Annotated in this window: 23 protein-coding genes, 3 pseudogenes and 1 other annotated feature; of the genes and pseudogenes, 7 read left to right on the top strand and 19 right to left on the bottom strand. The window is 35.2% G+C overall.

The annotated features are described in order from the left end of the window. Positions 1–42: 42 nt before the first annotated feature. Entirely contained in the window at positions 43–273 is a 231-nt protein-coding gene (locus ACK3CR_RS10825) for a YczF family membrane protein (RefSeq protein ID WP_488975367.1), read from the top strand. A 182-nt stretch (positions 274–455) separates the two neighbouring features. Beyond that, positions 456–1250, top strand: coding sequence for a DUF4046 domain-containing protein (locus tag ACK3CR_RS10820; protein WP_488975366.1), 795 nt, complete (start codon positions 456–458; stop codon positions 1248–1250). Between the two features lie 30 nt (positions 1251–1280). On the opposite strand, the pseudogene ACK3CR_RS10815 reads toward ACK3CR_RS10820, so the two are convergent. After that, positions 1281–1514: pseudogene (locus ACK3CR_RS10815) on the bottom strand (IS6 family transposase); the annotation flags it as partial. Between the two features lie 173 nt (positions 1515–1687). Between ACK3CR_RS10815 and ACK3CR_RS10810 the strand changes: the two are divergent. Both ACK3CR_RS10810 and ACK3CR_RS10805 read left to right on the top strand, forming a co-directional pair. After that, positions 1688–2122, top strand: a complete 435-nt coding sequence (locus tag ACK3CR_RS10810; RefSeq protein ID WP_488975365.1) for a GreA/GreB family elongation factor — start codon at positions 1688–1690, stop codon at positions 2120–2122. 92 nt (positions 2123–2214) lie between these two features. After that, positions 2215–2745 (top strand): SMI1/KNR4 family protein, encoded by a 531-nt coding sequence (locus tag ACK3CR_RS10805; protein WP_488975364.1) that lies wholly within the window; start codon positions 2215–2217, stop codon positions 2743–2745. Positions 2746–3509: 764 nt separating this feature from the next. On the opposite strand, the gene ACK3CR_RS10800 is transcribed toward ACK3CR_RS10805, so the two are convergent. After that, positions 3510–4154, bottom strand: a complete 645-nt coding sequence (locus tag ACK3CR_RS10800; protein WP_488975362.1) for a LysE family transporter — start codon at positions 4152–4154, stop codon at positions 3510–3512. Beyond that, positions 4147–5469: an APC family permease gene (locus ACK3CR_RS10795; protein WP_488975361.1), complete on the bottom strand. Its 1323-nt coding sequence runs from the start codon at positions 5467–5469 to the stop codon at positions 4147–4149. The genes ACK3CR_RS10800 and ACK3CR_RS10795 overlap by 8 nt, the downstream gene beginning before the upstream one ends. Positions 5470–5619: 150 nt before the next feature. Here ACK3CR_RS10795 and ACK3CR_RS10790 point away from each other — a divergent pair, with 150 nt between their 5' ends. Next, complete coding sequence (locus ACK3CR_RS10790; RefSeq protein ID WP_488975360.1) at positions 5620–6081, top strand: Lrp/AsnC family transcriptional regulator; 462 nt, start codon at positions 5620–5622, stop codon at positions 6079–6081. 137 nt (positions 6082–6218) lie between these two features. Here ACK3CR_RS10790 and ACK3CR_RS10785 read toward each other — a convergent pair whose 3' ends face one another. From ACK3CR_RS10785 to ACK3CR_RS10755, 7 genes are all read right to left on the bottom strand, one after another. Continuing rightward, the gene (locus ACK3CR_RS10785; RefSeq protein ID WP_085119259.1) at positions 6219–6413 is read right to left on the bottom strand and encodes a DUF6980 family protein; all 195 of its coding nucleotides are present in this window, start codon (positions 6411–6413) and stop codon (positions 6219–6221) included. Between the two features lie 462 nt (positions 6414–6875). Continuing rightward, on the bottom strand, positions 6876–7313 hold the full coding sequence (locus ACK3CR_RS10780) for an EVE domain-containing protein (protein ID WP_328125088.1): 438 nt from the start codon (positions 7311–7313) through the stop codon (positions 6876–6878). A 5-nt stretch (positions 7314–7318) separates the two neighbouring features. Further along, on the bottom strand, positions 7319–7711 hold the full coding sequence (locus ACK3CR_RS10775) for a rhodanese-like domain-containing protein (RefSeq protein WP_328125087.1): 393 nt from the start codon (positions 7709–7711) through the stop codon (positions 7319–7321). Between the two features lie 20 nt (positions 7712–7731). Beyond that, positions 7732–8151, bottom strand: coding sequence for a MarR family winged helix-turn-helix transcriptional regulator (locus ACK3CR_RS10770; RefSeq protein ID WP_328125086.1), 420 nt, complete (start codon positions 8149–8151; stop codon positions 7732–7734). Between the two features lie 231 nt (positions 8152–8382). Then, positions 8383–9201 carry a prenyltransferase/squalene oxidase repeat-containing protein gene (locus tag ACK3CR_RS10765; RefSeq protein WP_488975359.1) on the bottom strand — a complete coding sequence of 273 codons (819 nt, stop codon included), beginning with the start codon at positions 9199–9201 and terminating at the stop codon, positions 8383–8385. A 223-nt stretch (positions 9202–9424) separates the two neighbouring features. Next, complete coding sequence (locus ACK3CR_RS10760) at positions 9425–10681, bottom strand: MFS transporter (RefSeq protein WP_488975358.1); 1257 nt, start codon at positions 10679–10681, stop codon at positions 9425–9427. Between the two features lie 85 nt (positions 10682–10766). Next, positions 10767–11020 (bottom strand) — a binding site (T-box leader). 166 nt (positions 11021–11186) lie between these two features. Then, on the bottom strand, positions 11187–11444 hold the full coding sequence (locus ACK3CR_RS10755; protein ID WP_040060095.1) for a SunI/YnzG family protein: 258 nt from the start codon (positions 11442–11444) through the stop codon (positions 11187–11189). Positions 11445–11917: 473 nt separating this feature from the next. On the opposite strand from ACK3CR_RS10755, the gene ACK3CR_RS10750 reads away from it, so the two are divergent. Further along, positions 11918–12133, top strand: coding sequence for a hypothetical protein (locus tag ACK3CR_RS10750; RefSeq protein ID WP_328125083.1), 216 nt, complete (start codon positions 11918–11920; stop codon positions 12131–12133). 244 nt (positions 12134–12377) lie between these two features. Here the strand turns inward: ACK3CR_RS10750 and ACK3CR_RS10745 are convergent, their stop codons facing one another. From ACK3CR_RS10745 to ACK3CR_RS10735, 3 genes are all read right to left on the bottom strand, one after another. Next, positions 12378–13739 carry an MFS transporter gene (locus ACK3CR_RS10745; protein WP_488975357.1) on the bottom strand — a complete coding sequence of 454 codons (1362 nt, stop codon included), beginning with the start codon at positions 13737–13739 and terminating at the stop codon, positions 12378–12380. A 137-nt stretch (positions 13740–13876) separates the two neighbouring features. Then, positions 13877–14581: an RraA family protein gene (locus ACK3CR_RS10740; RefSeq protein WP_488975356.1), complete on the bottom strand. Its 705-nt coding sequence runs from the start codon at positions 14579–14581 to the stop codon at positions 13877–13879. A 73-nt stretch (positions 14582–14654) separates the two neighbouring features. Then, the gene (locus ACK3CR_RS10735; protein WP_488975355.1) at positions 14655–15632 is read right to left on the bottom strand and encodes a 2-hydroxyacid dehydrogenase; all 978 of its coding nucleotides are present in this window, start codon (positions 15630–15632) and stop codon (positions 14655–14657) included. A 127-nt stretch (positions 15633–15759) separates the two neighbouring features. Here ACK3CR_RS10735 and ACK3CR_RS10730 point away from each other — a divergent pair, with 127 nt between their 5' ends. After that, on the top strand, positions 15760–16641 hold the full coding sequence (locus ACK3CR_RS10730; protein ID WP_488975354.1) for a LysR family transcriptional regulator: 882 nt from the start codon (positions 15760–15762) through the stop codon (positions 16639–16641). A 1531-nt stretch (positions 16642–18172) separates the two neighbouring features. Here ACK3CR_RS10730 and ltrA read toward each other — a convergent pair. The 6 genes and pseudogenes from ltrA to ACK3CR_RS10700 all read right to left on the bottom strand — a co-directional run. Beyond that, positions 18173–19663: pseudogene (gene ltrA / locus ACK3CR_RS10725) on the bottom strand (group II intron reverse transcriptase/maturase); the annotation flags it as partial. Between the two features lie 317 nt (positions 19664–19980). Beyond that, complete coding sequence (locus ACK3CR_RS10720) at positions 19981–20400, bottom strand: GNAT family N-acetyltransferase (RefSeq protein ID WP_488975353.1); 420 nt, start codon at positions 20398–20400, stop codon at positions 19981–19983. A 254-nt stretch (positions 20401–20654) separates the two neighbouring features. Then, on the bottom strand, positions 20655–21260 hold the full coding sequence (locus ACK3CR_RS10715) for a class D sortase (protein ID WP_488975352.1): 606 nt from the start codon (positions 21258–21260) through the stop codon (positions 20655–20657). 48 nt (positions 21261–21308) lie between these two features. After that, a complete protein-coding gene (locus ACK3CR_RS10710) occupies positions 21309–21827 on the bottom strand; it encodes an LPXTG cell wall anchor domain-containing protein (RefSeq protein ID WP_488975351.1) in 519 nt (172 codons plus the stop codon). 218 nt (positions 21828–22045) lie between these two features. Further along, positions 22046–23034: pseudogene (locus ACK3CR_RS10705) on the bottom strand (zinc-binding dehydrogenase). 1065 nt (positions 23035–24099) lie between these two features. Continuing rightward, the gene (locus ACK3CR_RS10700) at positions 24100–24984 is read right to left on the bottom strand and encodes a helix-turn-helix transcriptional regulator (RefSeq protein WP_488975350.1); all 885 of its coding nucleotides are present in this window, start codon (positions 24982–24984) and stop codon (positions 24100–24102) included. Positions 24985–25025: the final 41 nt, after the last annotated feature.

Raw genomic sequence — 25025 nt, 5'->3', positions numbered from 1 at the left:
TGAGAGAAACGGGAAGACCCTATTAAGTGGAGTGTGATAAGTATGAAAATCATAGGTGTTTCTCTTTTAATGACGGGATGTTTAATGGGGTTATCTATAGGCATTGATATTCTTCAAGGAGCAGATATTTTTCAAGCGTTGTATAAGGCTGTTAACCCTTTTCGTGTAATGGAAGTCGTAGAATTATTTGTTCTTTTTTTTCTTCTCCTTCTATTCTTTGCCGACTCTGCTTACATTTTTATAAAAAAAAGAAAGGGAAAAGAGGGAGAATAAGTATGTATAAATTGTAATCTTCAAAATGAAAAACGGGAACAAAGTTAGTTTGGTCTGGGTCAAATCTAATCATTCTACTTTCCTTTCAAGAGGAAAATAATATGTAATTTCTATGTATATAATAGTTGCATTGTTATCTATAATAGATTTGTAATGAATTTTACCAGAGGGGAGGAAAACCAATGAGCCGAGAATGGGTAGTTGAAATTTATCAAGATGTTTTAAATGGAAAAGTAAAGCGCTTTCCCAATAAATTTTTCTCAGGAGAAGAAGGCAAAAAATATGTGAGATATATGACATGTTATCTGCTTGAAGAGCGACTATTGATTCCAATTCATGAAATTCCTGTAAGAGTACAGGCAAATATACTATGGTCCCATCGTCTAAAACCACCTGCTATGATTTATGGTTGGAATTATTATGATGTAATTGAAAATGCTTATCCGGGACGCTTTAAACCGTGGGAGTTTCAGCAAGTCCCTCATAAATATTGGCACGGAAAAGAAGGGAAAAATCGAGCAATTAAGGCGGTTAAGCATGTAATTGAAAATGAACTGAATATTCCTATAGAAGAAATCCCTTTACACGTGAATCTTCATTTTTTTAAAAAGTATCATTTATATGGCGTCTTCGATATTTTTGAACAATCTCCTTTTCAAGTTATTCAAGCTGTTTATCCAGGTGTATTTAAACCGTGGCAATTTGCGAATGTCCCACTCAACTGTTGGAAAGATCGCATATCTATTCAAGAAACAATGGACTATTTTCTGTTCCAACAGCTCCGTTTTTCCTCCTATGAAGAAGCATTGATAAAAATAAGGAAACAACACTTTTTTGATTTCCAACTAACGGGTTTATTACAAAGAGTTTTTGACTCTAGGATGCAAAAGGTCAGAGAATGGATAAAAATAAGCATGCAGAGAGAAAAGAAATCAATAGAGGAAAAAGATAGTTCTGGTTCAAAAATAATGCAATAGAAATATGGTAATGTCCTATTAATTTTGAGATTAAGCAGCTATTCTGAATAACTTATGAGTGAATTCAACCTGATTTTGAATAGACTTCACCTGTGGATGAACTTGCCCTTTTTTCTTCATATGTATGGCTTCAATGCCATTTCATATAAAGGTAGCTGTTTCATACGACATGAATCCCAACATGAAACGTTAATCCTGTTCTAAAATGTTGTTCAGATATTTCACTTGCCTTATTTGGATAACTTCTGACATCTTTTTTCTTTCTGCAACCCTTCAATCACTACAGGTTAGCAGAAGTATAGTAACTTCTACCACCATATGCTATGATGTGATGAAGATTACCTAGGTAATCTTCATTTTTTGTTTAGGAGGTTTTTTTATGAAATTTGAAATGAAAATTTGCAAAGGTTTAAGTCATGCTAAGGGGGTTATCTACTATGAACCATAACGTTTGTCATCCCCTAAGAGAAAATTTTGTGAAACAGTTAGTTTATCTAGAAGAAAATTATGCAAGTTTTGTAGACTCCTATTTCGCATCTGATATAAATGAATACACTCAATTTTTTAATCGGTATGCGTCTAGTGTACAGGATCTTTTAGAGATTTTTGATCAGGAATCCGACCTCCCTCCTTCGATACCTCAGGTTTTTATTGGAAGTCAGGTTACCCTTTTATACGAAGAAGAGCAGGAAACAGAACAATTTACAATTTGTTTTCCTAATCAAGTTAATCCAGATGAGGGTTATATTTCGTTTTTATCCCCTGTTGGTAGTCAGTTACTCCTACGATCTTTAAGGGAAAAGGTTGTCCTACTGACCCCAGGAGGACCTACTAAGGTTAGTATTGAAGAAATCACTTTTAAAAATTATTAGGTATTAAAAACAAGGTCCTTACTTAAGATCTAAGTAGGGTTCTAATTTTATATAAAAGTGAAAAGGGAACAAAACATAGAGGAGGATTACAGGTGAAGGCAAGTTATTATACGGGAAGGGATTTCTGGAAGAAGAATAGTGCCTGGTCCTATGAACCTTTAAAGGAAAGGGTTATTCAAGAGGCGGAAAACCAATTAAAAGTGCAACTTCCCTCTTCCTATATAAGCTTATTAAAAGAACAGAATGGAGGAGAAGTTCACTATTCCTATTTCAACAACTCAATTAATATGTACTTCATGGAAGGTATTGATATAGATAGTGAGGGACGAAGATTAGGGATTTTATCCTCAAAGTATTGGATTGAGCTACTAGGGTTACCTCCACATATAGTTTTATTATGGGGAGATTTTCATCACTATATCGCTTTAAATTATAAAAATGGTTCTACAAATCCATCCGTTGTTTATCTATGGGAAAGACATATGGAGAATATGCGGTGGGGAACTCTGCAGCTTGCTCCTGATTTTGATAAATTTTTATCTAAACTACACCGAGGAGGAAGAGAAAGGAACCCCTTTAACACTACATGTTCGTTCGAGGATAAAGGTATAAAATACTCATAACTGGGGGAATAGATATAACTACATTTCACTCCAATTGTTTATTATAATCTATTTTTTAAACGATAATATCCTCAAGTAGGATAATAAAATAAGAAATTCGCCATTAATATGGATGGAGGAAGAAAGTGAAAGAGCTAGTTGGATTATGCAGTAAATGTAACAAGAAAATTCATTGTTCGAATGGATTTTTAAATGGAATTATCCAAAAGAATGGGAAATTGATATGTTTCTCATGTAAAAGACTATTTTCTCTAAAGTAATAGAGAGCAAAAAGTATTAAAATAGGATATCTCATCTTAAACATTAGGTACCATTATAAGGGGAAAATTGAAACAAGGCTCAAGTCTAAAAATAGATTTGGGCTTGTTTTAATAAAGTATTAAATATAACTGTAAGTAAAACATCTACTGTAAAAAGGGAAAAGTGATTTCGAAGAGAGCTGCTTTATTTGGATCAGAATTTAAATTTATTTCATTTTTTACATCCATCCTGCTATAAGGGAAAATGCTGATAAACCGTTGTCTGGGAAGCAAATTTACTTAGTACGCTTCATAGTAGTAGTATCTTTAAAGTGTTTTGTGCTAGGAAGTATTTTACCCTAGTTATTTATGCATTCTTAGTTAACATAAAATAAGTTCCCGGAAGTAAAAAAAGCACAAACCTGTTCAGTAACAACGGATTTGTGCTTTTTATTTTCCTCTATATATACTTTTACGGGCTGGTTACCAGATACAAGTGCATTTCTATTTTCTATTATTAAAGATTTAGCTTAGAAGTGAAAGTATACTCTTTATAGCTTGGTATCCAAATGTAAGACCGAAACCTATTAAGACCACACCGGCTATAATGGAGACCCACTTTAACATATTTAGGTTTAATCGTTTACGTCCGAAGTGAACAATCGTAGCCATGAATAAGTCCCAACATGTAATGCCTACGAATATGGCCGTACTATACAATATAGCTTCTTGTTTTCCTAATTTATTGATAACGCTTGTTAACATAGATCCATAAATCCCAACCCCAAAAACGATATTTAACGGGTTCGATATAGCAATTAAGAAGCCTGATAAAAATGATTGGCTCAAAGATTCTTTGCTTTGAGTATTTATATCTTCAGAAATATTCATTGAAGCATTTCTAATACTATCGTATCCTAGATAGCTTAACGTAATAAACCCCAAAAGCCACATAGTGAGTTTGACACCTTCGTACTCAAAAATACTTGTTATTCCAAGATAAATGAGTAGCATCATACATACGTCAGCAATCATGGCACCCATTCCTACAAGCCATGCATTCCAAAATCCATTTTTTATTCCCTTATTGATTTGAGCTACATTAATAGGACCTACTGGTGCAGATAGGGAAATGCCTAAAAGAAAGTAACTAAAAAGACCACTAGTCATGTATTTCACCCCTATAATTGGATGATGCATTACGATTTTTTTCTTTCCTCTTTCTCCATGTTATATATGAAAGACAAATCATCACTACACTGATAGGTATAACAACAGAAGTTCCTATAAAGGGGTAAGCAGCTAAGCATAAGATGCACGATAAGAAAGCTAATACCTTTCCTAGTTTATGCTTAATCAATTTTACCCCTGCAGCTGTACCAATAACATATGTAGCAATAGCTAATGAATTGGGCACTAATACTAATTGATCTAACCTAATATTTAAAATGAAACTAATCACTACACCGGCTACGGAGAATAGACCAACTAGAAGTACAGATCTGTGAGGTACAGCATTTTTACTATCATATTTATCTAGCCATTTTGGTGCTAATTTATCATGAGCTAAGGAATAGCCTAGACGGCTAATACCAGCAATAAATGCATTCGTCGTACCTAAACATATAGTAAGAGCCACTATTCCAGTTATCCATGAACCGTTCAAACCGACAACTTTCCTCACTACTTCGGCTAAGGAGGCATTATTTAATGCTTGTTCAGTTGATGTCCCCTCTAGTGTATAGGATTGCGTTCCCACTACAGCTAAGGCAATTCCGATATACAAAATACCAACTATACATATAGCTCCCCATGTTGAGAACATAATGTTTCTCTTTCTAGGTTGCTTAAATTCTGGAGCTAAACTTGATATCGCTTCCCATCCAAAAAAAGACCAAAATATTAACATAGCAGACTGTCCCACTGACATGATGTTGTCTTGATTAATACGTAAAGATAACTGATGGTATTGAATGTGTGGTAGAGATAACAAAATGGTGGAAAGTAAGATGAGAAATGTGAGGGCAGCGATAACGAGTTGAACTTTACCACTCGTCTTTAACCCAAAATAGTTCCCAACAGTAGCGATTATGAGTAATAAAACAGCTATTATGTAGGCAAAGAAATCTGGTAAATCGAACGCAAAGGTTATGTACATTCCTCCTGTTAGTGACACAATTATTTGTCCAAAGCTTCCAACTATGAAGAATAACCATCCTGATAAAGCTCCTGTATAATATCCAAATGCTTTATTAGCAAATGTAGCGATTCCTCCTGAACTGGGATACTCAATAGAGGGATAGGCAAACGTACAGGCAAGTGGAATACTTAATAACACCATCCCTATCCATGCTATCAATGAATGGCTTCCAGCTATTCCGGCTGTTATGCCAGGTAATATTAAGATTCCTGAACCTAATACAGCCCCCACATATAGGGCTACTCCTTGAGGAGCTGAAATACTTTGTTTTGATGACTTATCCAACCCACTTCCTCCTTAATCTATAAGTTTACTAGCATTATAGAAAACAATAAGGTATATTTATATGCAGAAATATACAAATAATGGATTTTAGTTTTTAGTTTTGTATAAAAATCATCTGAATCATAAACAAAAGTGAAAAAGGGTGGAAAAATGGACTATATTGATTATAAAATCCTTAAACTTCTCCAAGAAGACAGTAGAATGACCATTATCCAATTGTCTAAAGAGCTACATCTTAGTCGTCCTAGCGTAAATGAACGATTAAGACGACTTCAAGAAAGTGGAGTAATCGAGAGATTTACTACACGTATATCCCCAGAAGCCATCGGAAAAGGTGTACAGGCCATTATTCAGATTGGAAGTTTAAAATGTAAGTGTCGGGATTTTGAAGATAAAATAAGAAACGAGAAAGATATTTTAGAGTGTCACCGGGTTACAGGAACAAATAGTTATTTTATGAAAACGGCAGTGGCGTCTATGCATCAATTAGAGAATCTAGTAGATAAACTCATTCCTTATGGTCAAGTAACAACATCTATTATATTTTCATCTTCCGTATCCCATCGTCCCTTGCTACCGGATATTGAGGAAGAACAGCTAGTTAGTGAATAATAAATACCAAATAGATTTTAGTTCACATAACACCCCTTACAGGAAGTAAAAGAGAGCAAGTTCGGTTAATGATAACGAACTTGCTCTCTTCTACTTAGGTATATCACAACATACTAGAGTTATTATGTATAGTAATTTTATAATTTCTTACCACACCATGGACAAAAAGACATTTCAATAGTGGATGAACCACCATCATGAACAATTAATCCATAGTCATTATGCTTGTCATCAAATAAAATGAGATGATCAGGACACTCAAATGGCGTTTTATGAATGTCACACTTAAAGTTTGCATGATATTCCATATTGTCACAACAATGTTTGTTCATGTCTTCTCCCCTAGATTATATATATTAAATGATTATATTATTAATATGGTAGAAACTCGCTTAATTTTAAGGTGGATATATAAATTCAATTGAAATAATGAGCACTAGAGGGCTTCAATTTTACATTCAGTGGAGGATTACCTGTAAATGAAAAGATAAATGCAAAATATAGCCTCGTCTTTTTTTTTTATAACAACAACTACTATAGGGGTGTGGGAGTAACCTCCACATTTGCCATAAATCCCCTTGTTGCTAGTTTATTTCTTTTTCCCTTAAAAGAACATCTTTTTATTCTCTTTTCAAGCTTTCTTTCGAAATGGAAAACGCCCCCACACCTACCACAACCGCCCTTGTCTTACCTTTAACAAGGGTTCAACTATATAACCGTATATGTACATGAAGCTATAAAATTGTCCGTATTACTAATGCATTCCCAAAAAGTTAAAAGAAGATTAGAACAGTCTAATCTCCTTTCATCTCTGTCATTTCTTCTTTGATGACTTTAAAATCATCTTCACTTATTTCTAAATGGCCAAATCGAAACGAATAACCCCAATACTTCTTATTTTTAATGAAAGAGAGCTCTGGAATTAAAGGATGAATAGATGTATCTGTACACTCCATAAAATCTATCTTTCTTCGGAAGGGTATAAAATCATTTCCCATATCAAATTGAAAGATATGATCGTCAACAACTCGTCCTAAAGCCGTAAATTTTTGATACGGAGTACTTTCATTAAGCTGTACCTTTGGAGAATAATAAATGATCCAATCGCCCGTCTTCATCTTTTTTAAAGGAGCTTCCTTACCATGACAAAGTTGAGCAAAACCACCTTGAACGCCCTTCATTACATGGTCGCGAGAAGCCACTCCAACCCAATACCTTATATTTTTTTCCACGTAAATCAACACCCACAATGATTGGATAAGGGATTATCCGGAGTGGAAGTTGAAACTGGAAAGTTCATTTCCTTCCATGCTGCAATTCCACCTGTTAACTCTTTCACGTCATATCCTTGTTCCAATAAAGATTTGGCAACTTTAGCTGCTGTATTGCACCAAACATCCCAACAATACACAATAATCTCTTTGTCTTTAGGAATTTCACCTAAACGGTTGGCTAATTCTTGTTCGGGTATGATATGGGAATCCTTAATGGTTACATTTCTTACATGAGCAGGACCATTCCTAACATCAATTAAAAAATATCGTTCCGGATTCATTTCCTTTGCTTTTATGTAATCCATGGGGCTTATAGTCGCTTGAAGACGTGCATTAAAATAATCCAGTGCGTTCATTTGGTATAACCTCCTATTTTCTATAGTGACTTCCAAATTCTAATCAAAAAATCTTTCAGCAATTGTCTTTCTTGCTGATTTAAAGGCGTTAAAACTTCTGATTCTACATCGGTTAGAAATTCCCAACGTGAATTCAGTACTTCCTTTCCTTTTTCCGTAATTAAAAGACTATAAGATCTTCGGTCATTAGGGTTCTTGGTTCTCTCCACAAATCCTAACGTTTCCAAATGATCAATATGACTGACCATCGTCGTTCGATCAATTTGTAGGTTGTCAGATATGTCTTTTTGAGAAGAGTATGGGTTTTCTTCAATAAATAAAAGAACGCCATATTGTCTTGAATTGATGTTAAAAGGAACCAGTCCTTCAGCAAACTTATTTTCCATTTGTTGAAGAGACTTTCCAAGTAAAAAACCATAAGATTGATTCCACTTATTCATCTAAGTCCTCACCTCCTTACATTAATCAGTTAAATATATAATCAGTATAACTGACTAATTTTTAAAAAACAAGTAAATACTTATAGTGATTTACTATCATAGCAACAGTGGACCATATCAAAGATAGTTACCGTAGTGTTGATTATCCAAAATTCAATAATAAGCTCCTTATAAATTTAAAAGACAGCACCAGTGAATAGATACTGTCTTTTGAGCGTTAGACTTGTTCTTTTATTCTCTATAGTTTCGTAATAGAGAAATGGCTTCAATGGTATATTGAGTATCACAATTTGGATAGATGCTTCGCCAAATCCCGTCTTCATTTCTTCTTGAAATTAATTCAGAGAGATAAGTTTCTACAGTGGGGTGTTTAGGAGACATTCGAGCATTTGACCATAACATTAAAGGCCAAGTTACATCCATAATATCAAACCAATCTTTATGCTTATTTTGTTCCAGAAAGTGATGAGATTGTTCTATATATTTTTCACTAGCTTCATACTCTTCTTGTAGAAATTTAACAGCAGCCATGGCATGAGTTGTATGTATATATCCAGGGAATCGTCCAGACTCTATTTCTTTTGATTCAACCCATTCAATTCCTTTTATAACCCTCCTATCGTTGGTGTAACCAAGTGCACTCAGAGAAGCCAGATTATTAGCTGTTTCCCATACCTCCACTTTTAAGTCTCCTGGTTTATTCCACTCAGGTGGATTATCTTTATACTGTTTCGGGTTTTCGCCCCAACGGCCATCATTTTGTTGAGTATTCCATAAAAAATCTACGGTCATATTCATTTCATCGAGATGTTGTAACTTGAAGAATATCAATCTCATAAGAGTGACACTCGTGCTTCCCATATTAGAAACTGTGTTATTAAATTCCTTACTGTTCCAACCCCCACCAGGATTCTGTTTGGATGCCCAATGAGGTGGAAGTTCTTCCTTTATATTTAAAAGTTGCTTTGCATGCCATTTCTCTAGATCCGTTCCATTTTCTAAAACATAATTTAATCCCTTATCTAACGGTGTATGCACCTTAGAGTTCACACCCTCTTTCCCTCCATTTCTAAAAAGAATTCTACAAAATGTAAGGAAAACCTTTGAAATTAGGTGGACCATTTATAGTCGATTTCAGGAGCTATCTAGAGGTGTATATCGTATGTATTCATAGTCAACATAAAATAAATTATAAGAAATAAAAGGATCTTTAAGCAAAGACCCTTTTTGTTTTGTATCTGTTAAAACTTTAAACCTAACAAAACTCATTTTATTAAAGTGAATCTTTAAGTTCAGGTGAATGAGTATAGAGTTTGTCCTTAGATGGTTGAACATTGCAAATAAATAGGGCAATGGATACTAGTAACATAATACACGCACCTGAAACTACAACGAATCGTATCGAAATCAACTCAGCTGAGATACCAAAAATGACAGTAAAGATAATGATCAGAAAAGCTTCTATGAATCCATACAAACTTACGATTCTCCCCATAACATCAACAGGTATATTGTTTTGGTAAAAGGTATAGAAGCCTGTATTAGCAAAGGCTGTAGCAAAGGATAAAGTAAAAAAACCTACAGCTGCTATAAGAAACGTATGAGAAGCTGATAAAAGAACATACCCACCTGCTGTTATAATAGATCCCATTCCAATCATCCAAGATGTCGGTATCTTTTCGACTATTATGGCATTCAGTAAAGAACCAACTAACACACCTGCTCCAGCGATACTTACTAAAACTCCATATTCACCTTCGGTTAAAGACAGCACCTTAGTAGCGAAAGCTGCTTCTAACGAATCTGTAGCTGTCATCATTACAATCATCATGCTGAATAAGAGATAGACTGCCATGATGTATACGTACTGACGACTGAATCTAATCACGAGTTTCCAATCATCTTTTAATAACTTGAAAGATATCCTCGTTGTCTCTGTACTTTTTTCTACTTTTACAGTAGATTCAACATTTGGCATTCTCATTGTGATGAGGGCAGATAATAATAAAGCTCCTGCATTGATATAGATAGCCATATTAGGCGAACCTAACGTAAACATCATTCCTGCTATAGCTGGACCAGTCACGAAAGCTCCAGAGTCAAGTAAACTACGAAGTGAATTAAAGCGCTTCCTTTGTCTCATAGGTATCAATTTTGTGATATACGTGATCGAAGTGGAGTGGTACATCGAACTAGCTATGGTAATGATAAAGACCATTCCATAAGTCAATCCCAAAGAGGAGAAGAAAGGAAGCAATACAATGAATATGCTTTGAGCAATATCTAATGTAATCATGAGATACTTCTTATTTAAACGATCGATAAGACTACCAGACCAAATATTCGTAAAAAGGGTAGATAAAGCTCTTATGATATACAAACCAGATACAGCAAGGGCTGATTCGGTCAGGTTAAGAACAATAAGATTTAAAGCTATAAAGTAAATCCAACTTCCCACACTCGAAATACCAATACTAAACAATAAGATAGACGGATAGCGCCAAGTTTCTAATGATTTTTGAAGTCTCAATTCAAATCCCTCCTAAAATAGCATCAGATTTTGCAACAAAATTCCAAAACCAAATAAAAAAATCCCACCCCCAAGACATGTAAGTCTTGGGGGCGAGATTTTAAATCGCGGTGCCACCCCAGTTTATTAATATGTCGCCATATTAATCTTGTCAGGTACAATTCAATTATCTATACCCTAGCTCTGTAACGGGAGCACCCGTCACACTATCCCCTCTATAATAGGTTCCAATGTGCTGCTCAGAGGCTTGCTTCAATAAAAAAATTCTAACCCTTTTTCAGCTACCAGGGTTCTCTGTGTAGAATTTAGTTTATTTACTCTTCTCTTCATCGCGTTTGATTTTGTATACATTAACATAATTGTATATATATTGTAAATAGTTATATTATATGTAGTATCTAACTTTAATTAACATAGTACATTTTACTGGCATTAAAAACACAGATGTTACAGAACATCTGTGTTTTTATAGTAGGATACGTTAATAAAAGTTAAGAACATTTATTTAGGAATTAATCTCTTTTAATATCGTAAATTTATTGGTAGTAAACAGTAAATAATTATGTTGCTTAGTCCTAATTATAATTCGATCAGTTGTTCCATAGGGGGTTCCTATACGTATGCTATCCGGTGATTGACCTCCATAGGTTTCATCCTCAATAACTTCAATAATATCTTCTAAAGGAATTTTAACTTCAGATAGCTGCCATTTAATAATTAATTCATCCTCTGTTTTTATAACCTTAATACCTGCTGTAAACATATTATCCCCACCTTTATAACATTGTTTCATCATCATCCGATAATCTTGCCAAAAACGGAAAAAGGACGATGAAAAGTATTGCAACAATTCCACTTAAATATCCTAGCCCAATTAAGGGCTCCTTTCCTTTAAGTGAGATAAATTGTCTTGTTTTACAGTTAGGACATTCTCTCCCCTTTTTAGAAAGACTAAGTAACCATATATTTTTTGCTTTCCATTTATAGTTACAATGGTTACAACAAGCCATATGTATATTTCCCCCTTTTCTCTTTTCTTCTCTTTATACGTTTCTTTATCATTTTCGTTTCAACATTCATATCCTTACTGTTACAATTATTGTTAATGAATATATGCAATACACAATCTTAGTTTAGATAAAACCCCTTGTTATTTCCTCCTGCTTCCCTTATTTAATAAATATATAAATACATTGGTAAATGTAGTAAAATAAAAGAGAAAGAAGGTGAGTTTTAATGAAGTTAAAAAAACTAACTATAGGACAAAGACTGTCTATTATTCTTCCTTTTACAGTAGTTATAGCAAGCTCCCTTATCTTCTCTGAAAGCTATTTTAATAACAAAGAAATTAATGAATTCTCAGAGGGATGTTTTAATATAGGTGGTCAACCCGTTGTAGAGATGAGTACCTTGAACTTAGGCTATTATTTTTCTTGTGAAAAATCAGAATAAAAAGGAATTGTTTTTTTATAAGATTATATAAAATGCGTGTATATACAATATTCATTTTTAGTTTACATAACACGCATTCTAGGAAGTAATAAAAGCTCAAACTCATTGAATTACAACGAGTTTGAGCTTTTTCTTTTTAGAAAATTGCTTTCATATTCAACTTTATATCTTTATCTCTGTCTGGGGGAATTTCTATGTTTAAATTAGAATCCAATTATCCTCTTTTATTTTATATCTAACTTAATCAAAAGGTGACTTTTTCATAACCTTCCTTTTCAACCATTGATTCAATTTTTTCCCTTGGTTCAATAATAGTGAAGAGAAGGATGAAAGTTATTAAAGAGCTAGCTGATAAGAATGTAAATACCATATCCCAATTAAATTTATCTAAAATTAAACCTACTACGAATGGAGCAAAAGCCCCACCTAACGAACCACCAGTATTAACGATGGAAGCTGCAAGTGGTAATTTTTCCTTGGATGTAATCCCCATAGGGTACGCTAAAAATGTTGAGTATCCTAAATTTAACAAAATCCCAGTTATAATGAGAAGAATACTTAGAAACATAGGATTATTTGGGGCATACAATAATGCATACATACTGAAAATGGTTGATGCTGCAGTCACTATCATAAGAGGTTTTCGGCGTTTATCAAAGATATTATCTGAAAGCCATCCACCAATTAAGTTTCCTAATATAGCACCTATCCACGGGGCTGAAGCCACGAATCCCATCTCCATAATTGAATACTTCTTAACGTCTACCAAGTAAGTAGGTATCCATGTCATAATCGCGTAAACAATCCCAACCATGAAAAAGTACCCGAGCGTACACCCCCATATATTCCATGAAAGAAAAATCTTTTTACTCGTGTCAAGGGAGTTCACTTTCTTGGCACGAATAAGTTTATCTACCGACTTCATGGAGTATTTTTTCTTATTTTTTTTGACTTTCACATCGATATTTGAGTGTTCTTCAGACTTAATATACTTTACTTCCTCTTTTGAACAGTACGGACTTTCTTCCGGGTTATCTTTTACTAACCAGAGCCAAAATAGAGCAAAGATAATCCCTGGAATAGCAAATATATAGAAAACTTCACGCCAGCCAAAAGCGTAGATAATATATGCACACAACGGAGGAACAATTGCTGGAGCAAACTTCATGGCGGACATATAAATTCCGGTCGCAGTTCCCTTTTCCTTTCCAGGGAACCATCGATTAATAGTCGAAATAATCCCAACTGGAAGTGGTCCTTCTGCAATCCCTAGTAATACTCGTCCAATTTTAAGTTGGAGAGCCGAGCTAGCCGTTCCTATAAAGAATGTGGCAACCGAAGTAACGATCATAGAGAAAGTGAATATCTTACGTGTTCCAAACTTACTATAGATAAATCCAGATGGAATCTGGATAATAGCATATCCAATGTAAAAGAGACTAGCCATTGCCCCAATATCTGTATTACTTAACTCAAATTCCTTCTGAAAATAGGGAATAACAACACTGATGTTGGCCCTATCTGCCCCGGCAATCATATAAGTTATAAAAATTATTAATATGACTACCCAGCGAAAACGTGTCTTTTTCTGTGGCGACTCTTTCATTATATCCTTCCCCCCATCCCATTTTTAAGATATATTCTTGGTGTACCTCAGTGATTTGGGTTATTGCTTCCAATTATTAATCTTTAATTTTCTTTTACTTTTCTGAAATCCCTTAGTCACAGGTAAAATAAACTTGTTTACTTTTCGCGATAAGAGTATTCTTCAATAACTTCGCATCCTTTTCTCTTTAACGTTTCATCTACCCATGTACGATCCCAATTTCCATTATAAATGGATTCAATAACCATTTTCTCTTTCGTTTGGATGTCTTGAGCTTTTCTAAGAACATCTTCAGCATCTCCCTTTGGAATGACTACAATGCCATCATCATCCGCGACTATTATATCCCCGGGACTTACGGCAACATTTCCACAGCTAATAACTGTGTTAATTTCACCAGGCCCCTCTTTATAAGGACCACGAGGGGTTCCCCCTTTAGCGAAAACAGGAAATTTCATTTCCGCAATGCTATATAGATCGCGGATTGGTCCATCAACAATGTAACCGATAATCCCCTTCGTTTTCGCATAATGGCACATGAGCTCGCCTAAAATTGCATTCCCCATGTCCCCACAAGCATCGACAACAATGATATCCCCCGGCTGCGCCATATCCATTGCTTTATGAACCATTAAATTATCGGAAGGATGAGTACGAACAGTTAAAGCGCTTCCAACAATATGAATGCCTGGCTTATTTACACTTTTAATAGAATGATCCATAGCATACATACGTCCCATTACATCCCCAATATTAGGGGTCGCAACCCCCTTAAATCCTTCTATAATCTCTTGATCTACTCGATTATTATATTGAATAATTCTAAATCCTACGTTCGACAATATTATCCCCTCACTTTATGAAATAAGAAACAAACGAAATTTCTATTATTTTTTATATTTGATTTACTAGAAGTTAAACAGATTCTGAAACTACTTGTACTAAATTATCGGCTATATCCCCTTCTTCTATTTTTCTTATGTTTTCAAAGGATAAACGCAGTACAGTTTCTAATACATCCCTGGTTCCTCCTGCGATATGAGGAGTAGCAAGTACATTATCAAGTTGTAATAATGGATTATCTGAATTGATCGGCTCAGCTGCCCATGTATCGAGTGCTGCACCTAGTAAGCGATTACATTTCAGTGATTCCGCAAGTGATTGTTCATCGATGATATTGCCTCTTGCTACATTAACTAAAATGGCTGTAGACTTCATTAAGCTCAATTCTTTATCACTAATTAAATTTCTTGTCTGTGGTATTAAAGGGATATGGAGACTTATAATATCTGATTGAGATAATAAACTATCAAACGTAACATAAGTTATCCCTAACTCTTTTTCCTCTTCCATTGACAATCTATTTACATCATAATAAACAACATTTGTTCCAAAAGCTGTTGACAGTTGGGCCACTTTTTTACCTATGTTTCCTATACCAATGACTCCATGAGTTTTACCATTCATTTCAAACATTGCTGTTCGATATTCCCACATTTTCCATTCTCCATTTTTAGTTAATCGATCTAGGAAATGAAGTTTTCTATACAGACCTATAATCATTCCGATAGTCAACTCGACCACACTATTTGAATTTGCTCCTGGTGTACTAGCTACTTGAATTCCAAATTCAGCAGCAGCTTTCAAGTCAATGTTATCAACCCCACTCCCAGTCTTTTGAATTAACTTTACATTAGGAGCTTTTTCTAATAACTCTCTCGTAATAGGATAAGATGCTGTAATGAGATAGTTTGCCTCACGTAACGCTTGTTCTTTTTTTTCATCATTTAAATCTACCCAGTAGTTAACCTCCGTATCTACACTTTTATATGTATTGATGATTTCACGTGTTGCAGTAAACACTTTTTCAAAATAAATAACTTTACAACCCAATATTCTTTCCTCCCTTTCTATTAGACAGAGTAATTAATTAACTTTATATTAAATATAGAAGATGACTTTGTAAAACTAATTAATTAGCTATTTAATACCATAAATATTGCTATTTGGAGGCGAACTAATGGATTTTCATTCTAATTCAATTGAAACATTTCTTGCAGTTGTTCGCTCAAAGACTATTAGTGCTGCAGCAGAGGAATTACATGTAGCACAAACTACCGTTAGTCAGCGAATAAAGGTACTTGAAAAAGAATTTGGGATTCAATTAATTGAACGTGGAAAGGGTATAAAACAAATCATTTTAACTCCTTTAGGTGAGGAATTTTATAAATTAGCAGAGGAATGGAGTCGTTTAGAACAAGAAGCGCACCTACTAAAAACTCAAGGGCCAAGATTATCCCTAAACCTTGGTGCCGTTGATAGTATCAATACATTTATGCTACCTAGAGTCTTTAGAAATTTAACGAACCACCAGCCTTTAGTAAAACTTCAGATTCATACATTACATTCTTATCATCTATATTCAGAAATTGAAAAAAGACATATCGACGTAGCTTACTCTCTTAGAGAAAGGGTTCACCCAAATGTAAAAGTGGAAAAGTGCTTTACATCACCCATGGTTGTTATTCGACCTTCAGATGAGAGTGGTTATAGTTCAGAAAAGCTTCATCCTAAAGAATTAAATCCTGATTACGAATTTTTCATGCCTTGGGGGCTTGAATATCAATCTTGGCATGATTACTGGTGGGATCCTTTATCCATTTCACGAATAAAATTAGACAGTACTCATTTACTTCTATATCTTCTAAAAGATTCAATGCAATGGGCGATTGTTCCAAAGTACATAGCTAATGAAGCCATTAAAAGTGGAAACTATAAAATTTATGAGCTTACACATTCTCCTCCAGATTATACAGTTTATAAACTTACTCATATGAAACAAACATTGCTTAAACAAAAGGCTCTAGAAGCTTGGGATTCCCTCTTTCAGAAATATTTTTAATCGTCGGAACAAAGCCTGTGAATTATTGAGTTCATGGGCTTTTTATCTATCTTTTATAATTTTGTTGTATTATAAAACATTATGTATAAGGGATTCATTTCAAGTTCAGTCGGGTAAGTTAGGGGCATCACTGCCCCCTCCTCCCCTAAGAACCGTGCAAGTCCCTTTCAAGACACATCGGCTCAAGCCTCCCATCGCAGGTCCATTTGCTGTCGTATCCTCATCACATACCATAGAGGCAAGCAAAACGTACGCCGACGCTCCAAATGGAGGTATACATAACAGTACGTTTCTTTCGTCAGAAGATAGCCACAACCTTATGTGCCTACGAGAGACCAACGAGAAGTCAGCCCCCTTTCGGGCCTACCATGGGTTTGTCCGTAAGGACGATAGTATCCATTCAGTTATACAGTTTCCTGCTTTCCTGTTCTCTTTCGAGATAATGGCATTCGCTTTCTCTCGTATCCTTTACCCTCTGCCACATCGTTTGACTTTGCAGTCATCCTACTGCTTATGCAGATGACATAGAGCTTACCAAGTTCCGCATCTTATAGATACGACGAGGTTAGGTGGGTTCTTTACTCCGGGCAAGATGCGGGACGCATCACAGCAGCATTATGAATCTGCTTTTCCTCTTGCCAATACCCAAGCAAACCTGTGCACTATCTTGAGCTAACATTTACGAAGCTTACAAACCTTCACTTCCGTTCACCATACTCATCTTCCCCTAGCAGTGTTCCGAGTCGTGCACTGACTCTCTGTTTCCGCATTTCCGCATGCAACCCACGAACCCGTTACCAGGCCCGCAGTTTTGGACGGGGATAGTTTTTGCGTCTAAACCAGTGGCGTGAGCCACACTATATAAAAGCGACTTCTTGTCGCACCATAACCTATATTATAAGAACCTATAGAAACTGAAAGAGAGAAGAACTTTTAGCTATCAGCTTAAAGTTCTTCTCTCTTTATTAAGTATTAAGACAAAAGCAAGCTATGCTTCAGATATTCCATTTGCCAAGGCTAATAAAAAGATAAAAGTGGATAATAAAACAAATAATATTCCATTAGATATAATACTGAACCAAACTACACTAGAATTTTTGGTTTTTATACCTAAAACTAAAGCCAAAATAAAACCAATATCTATAACAAGATATAGAAGAATACTAATGGTCAAATTTGCATTTGGAAATAATCTAGAAATAAAAAAGATAAGAATAGAAGCTATTATTAAGAGAATGGTTAAAATAATGGGCTCACTTTCTTTTCGAGTACTAATGATTTCTCTCCTCCTAACTAAATAAGAAATGTGCTTAATGTATAATATCGCAACATCTCCTGCTCCTCAATTGTTAGACGAGTTAGAAACAAAATTAGTTTTCTCCGTTTCAAATGTCTTTTTATACTATATAGAGGAGATAGAAAACAATTTAAGTCGGGTAGGCAGGCACTCTCACGAGCACCCGCCCCCCTAAGAACCGTACGTGACAGATTTCCCGTCATACGGCTCAAGCCTTCTTTTTATCCGAACAACTTATTTAATACATGGTACATGTACTAATTCTGCAAATTTACCTGTAGAAACCTCGAGGTTTCGCACTGTAACTTTTTCTCCATTTTGTAGAGTCTGCTTACACAATGCACAACGATATCCTTGTTTTCTTGCGAGTTTCATCCTATCTAATTTATTTTCACTATTAAAGACCTTACGGTCTCGCTTTTCCCAATACTCTCTTAGACTAGGATCATCCGGGCTGTTTTTATAGGCTACCATGACATGTCGTTCTATCTTAATCCAGGACATCCTTAACAATTGGATATTAGTAAGTGGACAGGTCAGAATCCACTTATCATTCCCTCCGTGGTTGGGTTTCTTAAAATAACGTTTGGTAATCCACTTCCACGACTTCTTTTGATGTAGCCGTTTAAGATGTTTTGTTATTTTGAGGAATAAGTAATTATCCATGTATCCAAACGCCTTTTTTGAAACGACGTGCTTCCAATATTGTCCGTAACCACTAATAATTGGGTTTAGAACACGTATCAGTTCTTTTATTGGTCGTCCTCTCATCACTACGAACGTATCTTTTATCTTACTTTTTGCTTTTTTAATGCTGTCTCTGCTAGGTTTGATTAGTAGCTTATTGCCTTGTTCCGTCTTGTATTGACGAAGCGAGAAGCCAAGAAAATCAAACCCATTCTCAATATGTGTAACTCTAGTTTTCTCTTTGCTAAGTGTAATTCCTCGCTTTTGTAAGTAAGGAGTGAGTTTCCCATACATACTTTCAGCGTTTTCCTTCGTTTCCGTTACGATGACGAAGTCATCGGCATAGAGAACACGTCCTATCTTACATTTTGGGTGGATTGCGTATCCTCCATTTGGTTTATATGTCTTTTTATAGACAATACCAATTTCTTCTTCCATACCGCATAAGGCGATATTAGCTAGAAGGGGAGACACGATACCCCCTTGAGGGGTTCCTTCTGTTGTCGTACGAAGCATATCCTGCTCTATGTATCCCATTTTAAGCCATCTTTTGATGAGAGTGTTTCCTGGAAACATAGATGTTTGTTCTACTATCCAATTGTGATTAAGATGGTCAAAACATCCTAAGAAATCTCCCTCAAATACCCACTTTTTCTTACTATTCGTGTTAAGCTTATTAAAAAGATTACTTATAGCATCGTGTGTGCTTCGTTTAGGACGAAAACCATAAGAAGTTGGTTCAAACTTGACCTCCCATTGTGGTTCGAGTGCGTTTTTTACTACGTTTTGATACACTCGATCTCGTATCGTGGGGATACCGAGAGGTCTCAGTTTTCCATTTTTCTTCGGGATAAACGTTCGTTTTGCTGGCTTTGGACGATGTCGAAAGACATTACCTTTAACTAGTTGTTTGTATAGTTTGATACGTTCGCTTGGTTTTGAGGCCGTAAAGCCATCTACACCAGGTGTTCGCTTGCCGTTATTTTGCTGTGTTACTCTGCGAATAGAAAGCAGTAGATTTGCTTTACTCCGGGCAAGATGCGGGACGCATCAGAGTAGCATTATGATTCTACTTTTCCTCTTACCAAGACCCAGGCTAGTCTATGCATTATCCTGAGCTAATCATTACGAAGCTTATGAACCTTCACTCTCGTTTACCATACCTATCTTCTCCTAGCAGTATTCTGGACCATGCATTTGTCCTCTGTTTCCGCATTTCCTCATGCAACCGACAGACTCGTTACCAAGCATGCCGTTTCGGACGGAGATCATCTTTGCGTCTAGATGAGTAGCGTTAGCTACACTGTAAGAAAGCGACTTCTTGTCGCACCATAATGTTGATTATCGGAAATCAATTATTCCAAGTATTCTTCAGTTAAAGCAGCATTTAAATATCGAGCCATACCAGTTTTCATCTTACTGAAGCCTACTTTACGATAAAATGCTTCATTTCCTGTTGTAGCAACCAGATGAACACACGAAATATCCTTGAGTTGGGCAAGTAGGTCACCTATAATTTGTTGTCCAATTCCTTTATTTTGATATATGTCTTCAATCACAACATCATAAATAGCAGCATTAAATATTCCATCTGATAGGGCTCTTCCAAATCCTACGATTTTATTTTCATCATAAGCAATCGTTATGACATTACTTAGATGGAATATCCTTTTAATCTTCTCTTCCTCGTGTTTCTTCCACCCTACAGAATGATAAATTTCCCTCATCCTTGACCAATCAACATTCTCTATCGTATTTGCAATCGAAATATTCATAGGTTCTCCTCCCTTTGTTTTTATATAGCATGTTTAGTACTATTTCTGCTTACAAAAATGAAATTCCTATATTACATATTCCCTACATTTTTAGTTTACATAAAACATGTTCGAGGAAGTAAAAAGAGCGCAAACCCGTTCAGTAACAACGAGTTTACGCTTTTTCTTTTCTCTTGATGCCATCCAATATTACCGGAACCCATATTAATACAAGTATTTGCTCTCTCCTTAATCCCAGTAGAGTCAAATGGCTATTATATTCTCTCAGCTTGTATAATATATCTCTCTGGCGCACTGCCCACGTAATGAAACGGATAACAAGTTGTAAGAGTTAAAGTTGGTTTATCTTTCTCCACGATTACACTTCGATCATCCTTATCAACAATCCATGTTTTCTTAACTTCATACGTGTATATCTGGCCATTATATTTAACGATTAAATCATTACCTTCATTAACTTTATCCAAGCCTGTAAAGACTGTATCTCTATGACCACTTAATACGGTATGACCGTTTCCATCAGGTGTAGTTGTTAAGTCACTTATAAACATTCCTACACCTTTCTGCAAACTATCCTCATCTGTTCCCCAATATACTGTATATTTCTGACCAAGAGTTGGAATAACAAGAGTTGCTACTTCCTCCCCTTTATTATGACTTACTTCCGAAGATGGAACCTGCTTAGTTTTTGCTTCTTGCTTGTCTATAGTTGTTGAATAGTCTACATATTGTTTAACCTCTTCCTCTGTTAAATCCTGTGCTGAGGATTTTCCTTCGTACCAATTCCAAAAAGAATTTAAGCCTAATACTAGCGCGCTTAGAATCAATATATATCCTAAAATACGCCTCAATGCTACCACCTCTATAAAGAAAAGACAGGTATAAGCCTGCCTTTTAGTTTATATCTATTATTTCTTTCTACGTTTCATCATTAATACTCCGCCAGCAGCAGCCATAAGACCTGCTAGTCCCATCATAGCTACGTCATTTGTAGCTGTTTTAGGAAGTACTTCTCCTTGTTCCTTTGTTTCAGTTGGTTGCTGAACGGGTTGTTCAGGTGTAGTTTGTATATTATCTTCTGCTTTTTCTTCGGTTGTAGCTGGAGTTGAAGAAGTTGTTTCCTCTGGTTTAGTTGTTTCTTGAGCAGTTTCTTCTTTCTTAGCTGCTTCCTTCTTCGCTACAAAATTATCCCAATCCCCTTTGCTTGTCTCACATGGTAAACCATCATTATCACGATCTAAGTCATGAGGATCGCTTGTAGCACTATAACCGTTATTGTACCAGAAATCCATAACAGCTTGTTTGTCTCCGCCAAAATCACCACAGTTTTTGTCGTTTGCTGGTGCTGCTTGTGCAGTAACATTACTTACCCCAAATACCACACCACAGGCCATAATACCTACACACAACTTTTTCATGTTAATCATAGTAATTTCCTCCCCTTCAATATGTTACAACAATAAACATATTATAACATTTATAGGAAACTATCAACAAAATTTTGAGAATAAAATAAATATAAAGACCTAATACAAAAGAATTACTGATTCGTTGTTTGATAGACATTAGTCAATTCACATAATGTTGATTATCAGAAATAAAGAAGCTCACTTATAAAAAGTGAGCTCTAAAAGGAATAGTAAGCTTATTCAATCAACAACGCGATATTCCCGAATTGTTCTCCCTCATTCATTCTATTGAAGGCAAGAATAGCTTCGGATAAAGAGTAGGTTTTATCTATAATGGGTTTTAAAGAATGTTTTGTTATAAATTCAATCATTTGCTCAAACTCTTCTCGACTACCCATAGATGTACCTAGAATATTAAATTGTGGGTAAAATAAAGTTCGTAAAGGGATTTCTACCTTGTCTCCAGAGCTTGCCCCGAAATTTACGATACAACCATTAGGGCTGAGAACATCAAAATAATGAGGGAACGTAGCAGGACCTATACTATCTAATACCACATCAACTTTTTCACCTTCTAGACTTTCATTCCAATCCGTATTATTATCAAATGCACAGTCTGCTCCATAATTTCTAGCCTGTTGTCTTTTTTCTTCCCTTCTTGATGTCACACTGACTTTAGCACCTATTGCTTTGGCAAATAACATAGCGTAAGTAGCTACACCACTTCCTATTCCAGGTATGAGAAGATGCTGATCTTTTTCAAATTTCCTTTTGTAAAGAGTGCTCTATAAGCTGTTAATGCGGATAGAGGTAACACCCCTGCTTCTTCCCAAGAAAGATAGGAAGGTTTCTTAACTACATTTTTAGATGAAATAATAACATATTCCGAAAAAGTGCCATCTGATGGTCCTCCCAATATTTTGGGAACAGTAGGAACCTCATCAGCGAACTCCCAATCAAGACTCGGATTAATAATAACCTCGGTATGTATAGTGAAATTTGAAACTCCTTCGCCCATCTCTTCTATAATACCTGCCCCGTCAGAACCTGGGATAAGAATGGGATCCTCTGGTGTCCTATTGTTAATAACAAACAAATCCCGACGATTCAGTCCCACTGCCTTTAGTTTTACTTTTACCTCACCATAACCTGGCTTTTTTTCAGGAACCTCTTGATACTTTAAACCGGCTATCCCTTTTTCTTTACTATGTACAATTGCTTTCATAAAACCCTCTCCTTACCACTTTATACTACCAAAAATATCCAATCACTAAAAATATTCTGCTTGGAGAGTAATCATCATCAGGTATACGATATACAAATTTAGTTTACATAAAACATGCTCCAGGTAGAAAAAAAGCACAAACCTGTTTAATAAAAATAATTTGTAATTTTTATCCATTATGAACGGTCATAATTTTCATATCTATTAATCACCTTCTTACTCTGTAAACAGTGAACATAACCAGATGGTTCGCAAAGTAAATGTCCGTAAAAGTATACTTTTACGGACGATAACTAAACAAAAAGACCATTATCCAAATGATAACGGTCTTTTCATCTTATAGCCATTCATAATGATTAAGAAGGACTTTTAAATTTCACTTTGCTCTCATTATTCTTAAAATCATAATCTAATCCCTTCTTGGTCTATTCATAATACATTTTAATTTGAATCTGGTCATTTTTTTCACTTTATACCATGAAGTTCTTTTCCATTACTTGATCACTTATTAGATATGTTTACCGTTTCTACTCGCTCTGTTTGATTATATTCGTTCATAAAGTAAACTCTTATTTTATCAGGACTAGCTATAAGTGTATTTCCGATTTGTATAAGTTCTAATTTATTTAGGTGATGAAGGGATGATGATTCTAAAAACGTGATTTTCCTAAAGCCACTTCAATAGATGTAATAGGCACAGAAGGAAGTAGGTAATATGATGGTTATTAACTTTTGCAGTCAGTGGATAAATGGCCACAAATCAGAAAATAATTGCAAAATAAGTCCCTATATTTCTTTAATTTTATGGCAACAACTACTATAGGATTGTGAAAGTACTATCCATATTCCACATAAATAACCTTTTTGCTGATTTACTTTTTTTCGCCTAAAAGAACATCCTTTTATTTTGTTTTCAAGCTTTCTTTCTAAATGTTTGCTTTCAAACCATTGATAAAAAAATAAAACATCTGATTATTGGAGCAAAAAATGAATCATGGGCTAGATTTGTATTGATAAGTTGAGAAAAATAATTATCTAGATACATAATTTTTATGACTCTTTATATTAGACAGGGGTTTCAGGGTGTTTCCAATATTGTTTGCGATAGTTAGCCGGAGATATACCATATTTGTTTTTAAAGCATTGGGAGAAGTAGCTTAAACGTGAAAAGCCGGTTTCTTCCGAAATAAGGTGTAAGGGCCAATCAGTTTTTAAAAGTAAAAGTCGCCCTTGTTCTATGCGATAAATATTTAAGTATTCTAGAGGCGTACAACCAAATACCTGTTTCATGCATCGTGCCAAGTAATTTTCATGAACATGAAAATGAGCTGCCAAGCTTTTATTGTTAATAGGTTCTTTATAATTTTGTTTTAAATAGATCTCAATTTGTTCCGCCAAATGCACAGTACCACTTTGATTGTTTTGATTATATTCGAGACTTTGCAGAACCTGCATGAAAATTTGCTGGGTTTCTAAAAAAGCCAACGAACGGACCTTAACTGTTGATTCTAGTAGTAAATCTAATTGATCATATAGCTCATTTGGGTTAATAAGCTTTTGATATTTGGGTAGATGAATCGTGTTATTTTCGGAGTAATAGTGCAGGGTTGGAACTGGCTGATCCGGGTCCACGGATTTTTGCTCCTTTTGGACAAGCCACTTGTTTTTTGTCTGAAAGTGAAACCAGTAAAATACAGCCCCTTCTGCACAGGGTTCAATCGGAAAATGATGTTTATTAGGCTCTAGGATTAAAACTTCCCTAGGTAACAATTTCCATTTTTCATCCTCTTCCCCTAAATACATACTCCCTTCCTTCATGATAATAACATCAAAATACCCTAAATTATAACGTTGGGGGTGACGCTGGTCTTTTTTATAGGTAGTAAGATTCCCTTCAATAAAGTAAGGGAATGGGGGTACAAGAAATGATAAATATGTAGTTTTGGTCATATCAATCCCCAGCCTTAAGTGTGAAATTTTATAAATTTACG

It is taken from the genome of Priestia sp. TRM10 (assembly GCF_057808375.1).
The sequence above is the reverse complement of the archived record's forward strand: the minus strand, read 5'-3'. Positions and strand labels throughout refer to the sequence as shown.